This window comes from Chloroflexota bacterium (genome assembly GCA_014360805.1).
GTDB lineage: Bacteria > Chloroflexota > Anaerolineae > DTLA01 > DTLA01 > DTLA01.
The window spans coordinates 1-13,036 of record JACIWU010000043.1 but is presented as its reverse complement, the minus strand read 5'-3'; the positions used below and the strand labels follow the sequence as shown (position 1 = coordinate 13,036).

Annotated in this window: 10 protein-coding genes; 4 read left to right on the top strand and 6 right to left on the bottom strand. The window is 66.6% G+C overall.

The genetic code is table 11. The features are described from left to right. The first annotated feature begins 8 nt into the window (after window positions 1-8). Window positions 9-746, top strand: a complete 738-nt coding sequence (locus H5T65_08655) for an ABC transporter permease (GenBank protein MBC7259305.1) — start codon at window positions 9-11, stop codon at window positions 744-746. Further along, on the top strand, window positions 721-2,004 hold the full coding sequence (locus H5T65_08650; protein ID MBC7259304.1) for an MFS transporter: 1,284 nt from the start codon (window positions 721-723) through the stop codon (window positions 2,002-2,004). The genes H5T65_08655 and H5T65_08650 overlap by 26 nt, the downstream gene beginning before the upstream one ends. Here H5T65_08650 and H5T65_08645 read toward each other — a convergent pair. The 5 genes from H5T65_08645 to rpsU all read right to left on the bottom strand — a co-directional run bounded on the left by H5T65_08645 (window position 2,001) and on the right by rpsU (window position 7,958). Continuing rightward, window positions 2,001-3,245 (bottom strand): hypothetical protein, encoded by a 1,245-nt coding sequence (locus tag H5T65_08645; protein ID MBC7259303.1) that lies wholly within the window; start codon window positions 3,243-3,245, stop codon window positions 2,001-2,003. The two genes, H5T65_08650 and H5T65_08645, sit on opposite strands and share 4 nt — an antisense overlap. Before the next feature lie 71 nt (window positions 3,246-3,316). Beyond that, window positions 3,317-4,768 (bottom strand): hypothetical protein, encoded by a 1,452-nt coding sequence (locus H5T65_08640; GenBank protein ID MBC7259302.1) that lies wholly within the window; start codon window positions 4,766-4,768, stop codon window positions 3,317-3,319. Window positions 4,769-5,197: 429 nt separating this feature from the next. After that, window positions 5,198-5,443, bottom strand: coding sequence for a translation initiation factor IF-1 (gene infA / locus H5T65_08635; GenBank protein ID MBC7259301.1), 246 nt, complete (start codon window positions 5,441-5,443; stop codon window positions 5,198-5,200). 28 nt (window positions 5,444-5,471) lie between these two features. After that, on the bottom strand, window positions 5,472-7,268 hold the full coding sequence (locus tag H5T65_08630; GenBank protein ID MBC7259300.1) for a DNA translocase FtsK: 1,797 nt from the start codon (window positions 7,266-7,268) through the stop codon (window positions 5,472-5,474). A gap of 483 nt (window positions 7,269-7,751) precedes the next feature. Continuing rightward, window positions 7,752-7,958 carry a 30S ribosomal protein S21 gene (gene rpsU, locus H5T65_08625; protein MBC7259299.1) on the bottom strand — a complete coding sequence of 69 codons (207 nt, stop codon included), beginning with the start codon at window positions 7,956-7,958 and terminating at the stop codon, window positions 7,752-7,754. 742 nt (window positions 7,959-8,700) lie between these two features. Between rpsU and H5T65_08620 the strand changes: the two genes are divergently transcribed. Continuing rightward, complete coding sequence (locus tag H5T65_08620; GenBank protein MBC7259298.1) at window positions 8,701-9,231, top strand: GNAT family N-acetyltransferase; 531 nt, start codon at window positions 8,701-8,703, stop codon at window positions 9,229-9,231. 30 nt (window positions 9,232-9,261) lie between these two features. Beyond that, the gene (locus H5T65_08615; GenBank protein ID MBC7259297.1) at window positions 9,262-11,202 is read left to right on the top strand and encodes a GAF domain-containing protein; all 1,941 of its coding nucleotides are present in this window, start codon (window positions 9,262-9,264) and stop codon (window positions 11,200-11,202) included. A 67-nt stretch (window positions 11,203-11,269) separates the two neighbouring features. Here the strand turns inward: H5T65_08615 and H5T65_08610 are convergent, their stop codons facing one another. Continuing rightward, entirely contained in the window at window positions 11,270-12,712 is a 1,443-nt protein-coding gene (locus H5T65_08610) for an MFS transporter (GenBank protein ID MBC7259296.1), read from the bottom strand. Window positions 12,713-13,036 lie beyond the last annotated feature (324 nt).

Sequence of the window (13,036 nt, the reverse complement as noted above, 5' to 3'; positions counted from 1 at the left end):
GGACTCTCTTGAGAAAGGAACTCCTGGAGTACTGGCGGACCTACCGCGCGGTGGTTCTCGGCGTCGTGTTCGTGATCTTCGGGATACTGTCGCCCGCGGCAGCGCGCTACATGCCCGACATCCTCGCCGTGTTGGACACGCAGGGGATGGTCATCCAGTTGCCCCCGCCCACGGTGGCCGACGCCAACGCGCAGTTCGTCAAGAACATGTCGCAAATCGGGGCCATCGCGCTGATTCTCATCGCCATGGGAGCGGTCTCCCGCGAGCGGGACAAGGGGACGGTGGCCTTCACCCTGAGCAAGCCCGTGCCGCGCGGGGCCTTCCTGCTGTCCAAGGCGCTGGCGCTGCTCATCATAACGTGGGCCGCGTTGGCGCTGGCGGCGATGGTCCACGCGTACTACACGCGGCTCCTGCTCGGCCCGCTGCCATTGGGCCGCTGCGCGGCTATGGCAGCGCTGGTCGGCGTATACCTCACCGCGCTCCTGGCGATCACGTTCCTGGGGAGCACCCTGACGAAGAGCCTGGCCGTGTCGGCGGCCGTGGGCTTCGGCGGCTACCTGCTCATCGGCCTGCTCGGCGCGATCCCACGGCTGGCCCCGTACCTGCCGGGCGACCTGCTGGGGCGGGCGCTGGCCGCGGGCAACGGCACGTTCCAGATGGCGTGGGGCGGCTTCATCAGCGCGCTGGCCATCGCCGTGGGCTGTTGGGTGGCGGCCTGGCTTGCCTTCCGCCAGGTGGAACTATGAGCGCGAACCCGCCTGCGGCACAGCCCTGGGCGACCCCGCACACGCGAGGGGCAACCTGATGCAGCCCCAGCCGCGTGCGTACTACCGTTCCTTCCCCACCCAGTTGTGGGTGCTCGTAGGGGGCGGGTTCATCAACTCCCTCGGAAGCGCGTTGGTGTTCCCGTTTCTGACGCTGTACCTGCGGCAGCGGCTGGGAATCCCCCTGCTCCAGGTGGGGCTCGTCTTCACCATCAACGCCGCCGCCGGATTGTGCGCCGGAATGCTGGGCGGGTTCATCGCCGACCGCTTCGGGCGCCGCACGGTGATGCTCGTCAGTTTGCTTTCCACCAGCGTCGTGCTGCTCCTGATGGGCCTGGCATCCACCTACGCGCAGATGGTCGTCCTGGCCGCCGCCATCGGGCTGACCAGCCCGCTCTCGCAGCCTGCGAGGGACGCCATGATCGCCGATTTGACCCAGCCAAGCCAGCGGGCCGAAGCCTACAGTATGCTGCGCGTCGCTAGCAACCTGGGCTATGCCATCGGCCCGGCCATCGGCGGGTTCCTGGCCAGCGTCTCGTACCTACTCTCCTTCGGCTTGGCGGCGTCGGCCTCGCTGGCGGTGTTCGTCCTGACTTGGTTCCTGGTGCGCGAGACCCTGACCGACGCCGCCCGAGCGCACGCCGGCAACAACCCATCGCGCGGGTTCGGCCCTGTGTTTCGCGACGCGCCGTTCATGCTCTTCTGCGTGCTGGGGCTTTTGACCGCAGTGGCCTACGCTCAGGTAACGACGAACTTGCCGGTGCACATGAAGGAATCGCTTGGGCTGGGCGAACGCTACTTCGGGTGGGTCATGACCACCAACGCGGCGATGGTGGTGGCGCTCCAGATGGCCATCACCCGCGCCATTGCCCGGTGGCCGCGGCTGCCGACCCTGGCGCTCGGCGCGGCCCTGTACGGCGTCGGCCTGGGCGCCATCGGGTTGGTGTCGGCGTTCCCTGGGTTCATCGCGTGCGCGGTCATCTACACCCTGGGCGAGATAGTAGTCTCACCCACGGCCAACGCCTTCACCGCCGACCTTTCGCCGGCCGAGATGCGCGGGCGCTACATGGGGCTTCTGGCCCTCACGTGGGGCTTGGCGTATGGCATCGGCCCCGCGCTAGGCGGCGCGATGTACGATGCGGGGCTCAAGGTCGCCCTGTGGTTCGCGGCGGGCGGCCTCGCCTTGGGCACGGCCCTGGGCTATCTCTTGCTCCAGCGGTACATGCGCAAGCGGGGCTAGCGCGGGCCGCGGAACACCGCCGGCAGGAAGACCCGCTTCGGCACGGGCGGCCTGGTCGCCGTCCTCGTCGGCGTCGCCGTGGGGGTCCTCGTGGCCGTCGGCGTCCGGGTGAGCGTTGCCGTGGGGGTAGGCGTTGACGACGCGCTTGCGCGCCAGGCGTACATCACCCGCGCCAGGCCATCTGTCCCCAGCGTCACCCAGGCCAGGTGCACAGTGCCATCGGGCGCCACGCCCACGGCCACATCCAGGGGCGTACCGGATACGCCGACGGTTTCCGTCTCGCCCCAGGCGCCCGCGAACCATCGGCGATACGCCACCGAATCCATCCGCGCCCAGGCGATGTGAAGGCTTCCGTCGCTCCCCTGGGCCAAGTCCGGCGCGAAGGCGCCGCCCGCGCCCGAAACGCCGACGGCGCTACCCCAACCCGACGCCGAGCCCGACGCGTAGTAGATTTGGTATCCCGCTCCGGTGTCCTGCTGCCAGACGGCGTGCGCCAGTCCTGCCAGGCACGCCAGATGCCCCGCCGAGGCGTTGAAATCGGGCGCGTTGGAGACCGAGACCGGCAGCGACCACTCCATGCCGCTCCGAACCGTGTACCACAGTTGCTGCTTGCCCGTCAGCGGGTCGCGCTCCTGGAACAGCACGTGAGTCCCCTGGGCGTCCAAGCACACGTCCGACGCGCTGCCCGAAGCGCCGGGCACGGCCTCGGCCGTCCACGGCGCTGCGCCGTCGCGCGTAGCGAGATAGACCTCATTGTACGCGGCCCCTCGCTCGGTCCAGGCCACGGCCAGCAGCGTCCCGAACCTGTCGGCGGCAGGCGATAGCGAGTCCCCGTCCGTCGGCATGGCGCTCACGGGGAGTGCCCACGCGCTCCCATCCCAATCGGATTCGTACACATCCCACTGCCCGCCCAGTTGGGCTGCGAAGGCCAGATGCGCGGCGGCTCCCTGGCCGCCCACAAGCGCAGGGCCAACGCCTTGCGCCGCCTCGCGGGCGACGGGGTTCACGGTGGGCGCGCCGTATGCGTGCCAAAGGCGGCCGTCATCCTCCCAGACCACGTGCACGACGCCCCCGTCGGAAACCGCCAGCGCCACATCTGCAATTCCGGCGGATGCCGACCCCAGGGCAATGGGCGTGGACCACCCGCCCGCCGACGCGGACAGCGGCGCGCCGACCTGGGCGCGGACGGCAGCAGTGATCACGAGGCACAAGACTGACACGATGACAACGCTGCGACGCATGGCTCCTCTCCAACAAAACGCCGGGTGCGGTAGCGGGCCGCACCCGGCCAACGAGACCCGTTCCCCCTCGCCTATTCCGTCGTGGCGCGTATGGCCTCAATCTTCAGCGCGACCATGTGCCCGCTGGCGGAGCGGAGGGCAATCACGCGCACGTGGGAGCCCACCTCCACCGGGCCAACGATAACCGTCCACGGCGTAACCCAGATGTCGTAGATGACCGGCAGCGTCCCATCGGGCGCGATCTTCCAGATGCCCGGGATGGGCGATTTCTGCACGACCCGTCCGGTGAAGTCCATGATGTCGGGCACGGCCTCGCGGACGGTGATGTGCGACGCCTCCACCACGCGGTCGGTTCGCAGCGTGCCGGTAACCACCGCCATCAGCCCGACGGCAGGGGGCAGCCCGTCTATCACCGTCTCGGGCGTGATGAGCACGCGGATGCCGCGGACGATCCAGTAGTCGTCGTGAATCTCGTCAATGCGCCCCGCGAATGTGATCTCCTGGTTCAGCGGCGGGCGGAGCACCTTGATGCGCAGCGCCACAAGGATCCCGTTGGCGTCGGCGACATTGCTCACGCTCACCGGCACCGCCACGACGTGCACCAGCGCGCCCACATCCGCCGGCCCCTTCGTCTCGTCAATGGTCGTGCTGACCGTAACCGTTACGCTGATGACGCTGGGGAGCAGGTCGGTGCTCGTGAGCGGCCGTATGCCCCACACCGCCGGCAGTTCCTCGCTAGACTTGCTGACGATGATCCCCTGGAAACTGACCGGCTCGTGCTGCGGCTCGCGCACGCGAATGCGCGTGGCCACCACGGATCGGTCGGGCTGCAGGAATCCCTTGACCTCGGCGATGAGGCCCACCTGCGGCGTGCCGATGATCTCCGTGGTCGCGGTGATGATCACCCGGACGTTGCGCACCGTCCACTCGGTCTCGCCGATGCTCTGAATCGGCCCGAAGAACTCCACCTCCACCTGGCTGGGTCTGCGGATGAGGATGAGTCGCGCGTCCACTTTGCCGTCGCTCGTCCGGAAGCCCGTTACGTCGGCGATGTCCCCCACCGCAGGCACGACGCCGTCGGGCAGCAACTTGGTCTTGTCGGACACGACGACCGTCTCCGTGCCCACCGTCCACTCGCCCAGCACGCCATCGGGGGGCAGCGCCACAATGGGCGCGGCGAAGTGCACCGGCCGCAACTGGATGGGAGGCCTGAGCACCTTGATCATCCGCGCCAGCACGGAACGATCCGGCTGGCGGACGCCGACAACCTGCACGGTTGCGCCTACGTCCGCGGGGCCGGCCTGCTCGTTGACCACCGTCTGCGCGTTGAGCCGAACCGTCACGCCGGACACAATCCACTCTGTGTCGCTGTGCTTCGCCTGGATGATGCCGACGAAGCTTACCGAGGGGTTTCCTGGGGGCTCTGGCGATGGGCCTTCGGCCAGGGCCGTGGGCACCAGGAGCGTCAGCACGGCCACGATCCCCACCATCACCGAGAGGAGCCGAGTGAGTTTTCGTTCCATCGTGATCCTCCTATGCTTTGAGGTCGCGTACGGGGGTCTCCCAGGATTGGTTGGGCGGAGGGAGGCCGCCTGCCGCCCGAATGCTTGGGGGGCATTCGTGGACAGAGGTTGGGCCAACCCTGGGAGACACCCCGCCGCTTGTTTCCGTTGAGTCAAACGCACCACGGGGGCTGCGGATACGGGCGCGCGTCGCGTCGTGGGCGCAAATCGTGGGGGCGGGTCTAGCGTAGGGGCAGGTTCAGCAGGGGCAGGTCTGATACCCACATCCTACATGATGTGGCAAAAAGAAAGCCAGCCACTCCAGCGGCTGACTTCAAGACGGCTCTGTGTGGGCACGCCCCGCCACGGTTGGCGGGGACCTCGTCCCCACGACCGCGGCGCTGCGAATTTCGTCGCCATCCCCGCCCCGTGGCAGGGATTCGCGTCCGCCTACTTCTTGTAGCGGTACACGATGCGCCCGCGGGTCAAGTCGTAGGGCGACAACTCCACCAGAACGCGGTCGCCCAGCAGGATGCGGATGTAGTACATGCGGATCTTGCCGGAGATGTGCGCGAGCACCTCGTGCCCAGAATCCAGTTGAACGCGGAACTGGGCGTTGGGCAGCGTCTCTATCACGGTGCCTTGCGCCTCAATGACTTCCTTCTTCTTCGCCTGTCGCGTGTCCCGTTTCGCCATGCAACCTCCTGCCTCAAACTCGGCGCGCCTACGCGCACGTCCCTGGGCCCGCGCCGGTCTGCGGGCCGTCGGCGTCCAGTGTCCCGTTGTCCGAGAACTCGTCAAAATCGTCCAGCAACACTTCCCTGGGCTTGCCCCCGACCTCGGGCGGCCCGATGATGCCGCGCTCTTCCATGAGGTCAATCAGCCGCGCCGCCCGCGGATACCCGATGCGCATCCGCCGCTGCAGCAGCGACGCCGACGCGGTCCCGGTCTGCCGCACCAGCGCGATGGCCTGGTCCAGCAGATCGTCCTCCTCCTCGGCCTCTTCCAGCGAGGCCCACGGCGCGGGCGCTGGCGGGCCTTCGGCAGGCAGCGCCTCTACCCAGAACTTCACCAGGTTGTCCACCTCGCGGTCCGAGACAAAGCAGCCCTGCAACCGCTGCAGGTGGCTGGAATCGGGCGACATGAACAGCATGTCGCCGCGCCCCAGCAGTTTCTCGGCGCCGGCCGTGTCCAGAATCACCCGCGAATCCACCTGCGACGTTACCGCAAACGAGATGCGGGCCGGGAAGTTGGCCTTGATGAGGCCCGTTACCACATCCACCGACGGGCGCTGGGTGGCGATGACCAGGTGAATGCCCGTAGCCCGCGCCATCTGGGCGATGCGACAGATTGACCGCTCCACCTCTTCGGGGCTCATCATCATCAGGTCGGCCAGTTCGTCAATCACCACCACGATGCGCGGCAGCGGGTCTTGGCCCTGCGCCATCTGCCGGCGGTTGTAATCCTCCAGGTGGCGCGCCTTCTCAGCCGCGAACTTGCGGTAGCGCTCGTCCATCTGGAAGGTAACCCACCGAAGCGCCGCCACAGCCGACTCCAACTCCACCACCACCGGCCCGATGAGGTGGGGCAGCCCGTTGTATCGGGTCAGTTCCACCATCTTCGGGTCTATCATGACCAGGCGGACGGCATCCGGCCCGTTGTTGAAGATCAGCGACGAGACGATGGCGTTGATGCACACGGACTTGCCCGAACCCGTCGCGCCGGCGATGAGCAGGTGCGGCATCTCGGCCAGGTCCGCGAATACCGGCTTGCCCGACACGTTATGCCCCAGCGCGATCTTCAGCCGACCCTTGCTCTTGCGGAAGGCGTCGGACTCCAACACCGACCGCAGCGACACCAGGCTCACGTCGGCGTTCGGGACCTCTATGCCGACCAGGGATTTCCCGGGCACCGGGGCCTCAATCCGAATCGGCGCGGCGGCCAGAGCCAGCGCTAGGTCGTTGGCCAGCCCGTAGATCTTGCTGACCCGCACCTTGCGCTGCCGGACGTGGCCGTTGGAGCCGGGCGCCTCTATGTAGCCGGGCTCCACGCCGAACTGCGTTACCACCGGCCCGACGTTGATTTCCACCACCCTGGCCGGCACGCCGAAGGAAGCCAGCGTCTCCTCTATGATGGCCGCGCGGATTCGCGCATCGGTCTCGCTGAACTTCTGCGGCGAACCTGGGTCCAGCAGGTCAATCGGCGGGAGATTCTTCGCCCGCCGCACCCGCGGCTGTGGCGCTGGCTCAGGCTCCACCTCAGGCTTGGCCGCCTTGGCCTTGGGCAGGGCCGGGCGCTTCCGTGGAGCAGGCTGCGGCGGGAGGTTCACCACCGGCTCCTCGGCCTCGCGCCGACGCAGCCGATCCCGAATCGCCTCGGCAAGCCCTGCGGCGGTCTGCCGTGCCGCGGCCAGGTGCTGGGGAGTCAGGCCGAGACCCAGCACCGCGCCGCCTGTCAACACGACCGCGAGAATCAGCCAGGCCCCTGCTGTCCCGACGGCCGAGGCGAGCAGGCGGGTGATGGCCCAGCCCACGTACCCGCCGCCCTGCCCCATGTCGGCCGCCGCCAGCGGGTCTGGCCCGCCGCCGATCAGGTGGAACACGCCCAGCAGGCCCAGGAACAATAATTCCAAACCCACCACGGTATCCCATTGCTGGGACAGATGTTCCCACACGCGTGGTTTCACAAGGGAGACGCCGGTAGCCGCAAAGCCTGCGCCTACCAGAAAAGCGCCCCACCCGAAGACGCGACGGAGTCCTTGCGCCCACCAATTGATCCACGCGCCTCGGGTGATGGAAAGGAGGCTGAGCAAGGTAACCAACCCCAGGGCAACCAGAAGGACGGCGACGATTTCCCGTCGGTATCGGGCTGCGCGAAGCCCAGGGACTTCAGTTGCTGGGTTTGATTTTCGGCGTGTCATACAGGCGCACCGCGCGGGCCGTCAGGTCGCACCGCTGCTTTCGCGCTCGCAACCTCGCTCTTTCTGCAAGGCCGCCGCCCTGTCCTACTCCAGGCGGCGGGCCATGCGTCGCTGCTGTTGACGCATCTTGCGCAGGCCGCGCCGTTTGGCCTTGCGCTTCAGTTCGCTCTTGGAGACATACCAGCGCTTCTGACGGTACACGCTGAGGATTTTGTCCTCGGTTACCTGCTTGCGGAACCGCCGAAGCAAGTCCTCGTATGACTCTCCAGATCGCAGTGTAACGGTAGCCAACTGTGTTTCACCTCACTTCCCATAGGCCGGAGCAGGGCGCTTCTGCCGTGGGCAGCGGAAGCGCGCTGGCGGCCGGTATTTCGTTCCGAGAGGGGGCCACTCCAGGGATAGAAAACGGCCCCGCTGTGGTCAGCAGGGGCCGCTCATGGTCTGTCGTTCGCGCCGCGCTACAGTCCACGTGCACTCAACCATCCTCGCTCCGCAAGACCCTTGATAGCGAATGTAGCCGCATCCCCGGAACAGCCCACGCTGACGTTACGAAGACTGGCGGCCTCTCGGAGACGAATCCCCTCAAAGCGGCCTCCTGACCTCGCGTTATGCGCCCGTCGCTTTTTGCAGGCGGGCTTACAAGGCCATTATACGGAATGAGCGAAAAGATGTCAAACATTCGCACTGCGGGATTGGCTGCGTCCTGTGTGGGCGACCGAGGTGCGACGCGCTTTCGGGAGCGCGCCGCACCGATGCGAGATTCTCACCGCAGAGGCAGGGGCAGCGGGCAGGTATGGGAACCTCCTCCACCATTCCCCATTCGCGTGGATTAGCGTTATTCGCGGTTACAGTTCGTAGGGCGGCTTTCCATAGCCGCCGGGGGTGGGGGCAGGTATGGGAACCTGCCCCTACTCTTCCCCATTCGTGTGGATCGGCGTTATTCGCGGTTCCACAGGCGGGCCGCGCTGCGCTTGCCATTTTGCCCGCGCGATGCTAAAATTGCAGGGCCAACAACCCAGACCGGGAGGGGAGTATGCGCATCCGTCGTGCGGAACTCGTGGACCTGAACGCGTGCATGGACATGGACCGCTCCTATTCCACCGACTACGTGTGGCAGGTGGAGGAACGTTCCCGTAGCGGCGAAATCTCCGTTACCTTTCGGACGGTCCGCCTGCCCCGCACGGCGCAGATTCGGGTTCCCCGACTGGAAACCGGCCTTCTAACCTGCTGGCAGCAGGATGAATGCTTTGTCGTCGCCGAGAACGACAGCCGGATTCTCGGCTTCCTGAACATGCCCGTGGTGCCATCGGAACCTGTGGCGCGCATCCGCCACCTGGTGGTGGACGCGCCGCACCGCCGCAAGGGCGTGGGGAGCGCCTTGCTGACGTCTGTAGCCGCATGGGCGCGCGACCAGGGCGTGAGCGGCATCCTGGCCGAGACCGAGACCAACAATCATCCCGCCATCTCGTTCCTTCAGCGACAGGGGTTCGCGTTTTGTGGCTACAGCGACCAGTTGGCGGTGAACCAAGGCATTCGGCTGTTCTTCATCCTGCCGCTGCGCTAGAACAGCAGAAGCGAAACTGGAGCGGGCTTTGTGTCGCCTGATTTGCAATTTGCCCTGAAATTGCTTTCGTCCATCAACCTGACCGTCGCCTCGGCGATCGTGCTGACGGCGTTTTCTCTGGTGGCCTACATGCTGGCCCACAACTTCCGCAACGCCGTCGCGCGGGCGTTCTCGTTGCTGCTCCTCTTCGTGGCGGTGGTTTACTGCGGCGACGTGATGGTGGCCAACGCCCAGGTTCCCCGCGCGATTGAGGGCTGGCTCCGCTTCCAGTGGCTGGGCATCGCGTTTGTCCCTGCGGCCTACCTGCACTTCTCGGACGCCCTGGCGCGCACGACGGGCATCTCTGCGCGGCCTCGGCGGACGCGCGTGCTTGTCGGCTACGGCCTGGGCGTGCTGACGCTGGGGGCCGTCCTGTTCTCGGACCTCATCGTGCGCAGCCGCGAGACGTATCCCACGCTCGCCTACTTGCAGGCTGGGCCGTTGTTCTGGGCCTTCGCCCTGTACTTCGTCATCGCCACGCTCACGGGAGCGCGCAACATCCAGCGGGCGCGGCTTCGCGCGCTGACGCCCGCCACGCGGCGGCGCATGACCTACCTGGCCGTGGCGTTCGTCGCCCCGGCGTTGGGCGCCTTTCCGTATCTTCTGGTGGCCAGCCTGCCCCCCGATCCGCTGGCGCAGATGGCACTGGAGAGCCTGCTGTTCGTCGGCAACGTGGCCGTCTCGCTCATGATCGTCGTCATGGGGTACGCGGTCGCCTACTTCGGCGCGCTGACGCCCGACCGCGTGATCAAGCACAGCCTGATCCACTACTTGCTGCGCGGGCCGTTCGTGGGCACCTGCGTCCTGGCCCTCATCCTGCTCACGCCCGACACGGAGCGGCTCCTGGGTCTGCCCCGCGAGACGTTCCTCGTCTTCTCGGTAACGGGCCTCATCGTCGTCTTGCAGGTGCTCATCAACGTGAGCAAGCCGTTCATTGACCGCATCATCTATCGGCAGGACAGGGACGAGATCCTCTGGCTCCAAGAACTGGACAATCGCCTTCTGACCAGCAGCGACCTGTCGCAAATCCTGGAGAACATCCTCGCCACGATTTGCGAGCAACTGCGGGTGGGCGGCGGGTTCGTGGCGCTGTTGAGCGGCGAAGGTCTGCAATTGGAAACCGCGTGTGGCTCGGCCGAGAAGGCGCGCGCGTGCCTGCGCGAACTGCGGCCCAACGGATGGGCGCTCTCCTCCCCCGATGCCCCTTCGCAGAACGGCAGGCGGCTTTCCCTGCGCCGCGACAACTTCCGCGAGGAGCATGGCTACTGGCTGATCCCGCTGCGCTCCAAAGACCGACAAAGCGTGCTCGGCGTCCTGGGGATGGAAGCGCGCATCTACCCGCTGACGGAAGAAGAGATCGCATCGCTGGAGACGCTGGTGGGCCAGGCCGAGATCGCGCTGGAAGACCGTCTGCTCCAGCAGACGGTGTTCGCGGCGCTCAAGCAGATCACCCCCGAAATCCAGCAGATTCAGCAGTGGCGCACCGAGCCGCGCTACGCCACCACGCCGCCGATCCCCTCGCTGCGGGTGGATGCCGACGCCGCCGAGTTCCGCCAGGCGGTCAAGGACGCCTTGAGCCAACTTTGGGGCGGGCCCAAACTCACGCGCAACCCGTTGACCCAACTGCACGCTGTGAGCCAGGCCGTAGGGGAGGCCAACGGCAATCCGGCCAAGGCGCTCCGCCAGACCCTCATCCAGGCGGTGGAGATGCTGAAGCCCGCCGGAGAACGTTCGTTCACGGCGCCCGACTGGCTGCTGTACAACATTCTGGAGATGAAGTTCATCCAGCGCCAGAAGACCAGCGACATCGCCCGCAAACTCGCCATGAGCGAGTCGGACCTGTACCGCAAGCAGCGCGTGGCGATTGAGGAGGTCGCGAAGGTCCTCGTGGCGATGGAGAAAGAGGCCATTCAGACGCGCGCCGCGCAATGACCTCGCGCCCACAGGTGGCAACGGCCAGGGGCAGACGTCTAGGTCTGCCCCCTCTGCGCCAATTCGCCTATCCTTCCGCTGTTTTGCCTTTCCACTCCTCGCGCACGCGCGTCAGCACCAGCGCCGACACGAGGAACATGAACCCGTAGATGGCGAAGATGAGCACATACCCGATGCCCGGCGACTGGGGCACATGGCGGGTGAAGTAGTCGGCGATGGGGCCGCCGATGTAGCCGCCCACCGCGCCGGCCCCCGCCCCCGCCAGGTTGGAGATGCCCAGGTACTTGCCGGCCTCTTCCTTCGGCACGATGTCGGTGCCCAAGGCCCAGTTGGTGGTGAAGAACATGCCGGTGGCCGCGCCGACGATGCAGCCGCCCACGTAGATGACGGTCATGTTGGGCGCCAGAATGAGCACCAGCGCGCCCAGCGCCGCAATGATGCCACTCGCCGCCACCAATCGCTTGCGCCCGACTCGGTCCGCCAGGTACCCGCTCGGGAAGGCGAAAAGCAGAATCAGAATGCCCACCACCATCATCAACTGCGAAGCAGGCTTGGCGGCCGTTTCGCCCGGAAAGCCCAGGCGCGATTGCAGGAAGTACACGGCAAAACCGGCCAGGTTCGTGGTGCCGACCAGGAACGCCAGGCGGTTCACCACCCACCAGGCGAAGGATGGATACCGCCGCGCGTTTTCGGGGCCGATGCTGATGCGCACGCTGGCCCACACGCCCACGATCACCGCGCCTGCGATGGCCACGGCCCCCACGAGGCCCATGATGAGCAGCAGCGCCGGCACCGATTGCACGCCCGCGACCTGCTCGCCGACCCATTTCGCCGCCGCCCCCAGCCCCAAGATGACCACGAGGAATACCAGCGTCATGGCGACAAGCCGCAGGAAAGGCTCCCAGTTCAGAGGCCCCGGTGGCTCCCGCAGCGGCTCCTCGCGCACCAGCATCGTGAGAGCCATCGTTACGAACAAGATGCCCACCGCCACGAAAATGCCCGCCCACATCTGCCCCTTGGCGACCAGCGGGCCGACCGTCATGGCGACGATGATGACCGGCAGCAGATCCATCACGGCCTTGATGCCCGAAAACCGGCCCCGGTACTCTTCCGGCACCAGGTCGGGGATGAGGCCCTGCTCCGCGCCGTGGGCGGCGTTGGAGGCAATCTGCGAGAAGACCAGCGCCCCGAACAGGAACCAGTAGGTGGGCGAGGCCCCGACGGCGATGATGGCCAGCATGTTGCCCAGCGTGCCCAGCAGGATGAAGGGCCGCCGCCGCCCCCAACGCAGCGTGCTGCGATCCGAGAGCATCCCGAACAGGGCCTGGGCCAGCAAGGCCACCATCAGGGTGTACAGCCGAATGGTTCCGTAAGCCTCGCCCTGTTCGGCAGTGGTAACAAACCGTTGCACAATCAGGGGTATGATGATGGAGAAACTCTGGGAGACCGTGGTCAAACCGAGCCAGTAGATGTTGACCGTGATGTAATCGTACCAGCGGATTCTTCGCATGGCGCTCCTCCTCTGATAATGAGTGGACACCCCCCAGCCGACGGCGAGAGTATAGCGCACGCCTCTGAATCTGTAAACACCCGTGCGGCGCGCCAGATGCTGCCCCGGCGCGGCGCGCGTAGGCAGGTTTCCATACCTGCCCCTATCCGCGAATAACACGAATCTACGCGAATAGGAAAAGTGTGATCCCAGGTGCGACGCACTTCTGGAAGTGCGTGCACCTCGGCCCGTGGCGCGACCAACAGACTTTGGAACCGAGACAGAGTCCCCCAGCAGGTTTCCATGCCTACCCTACGCCTCCACCGGTGATGGAAAGCCGCCCTA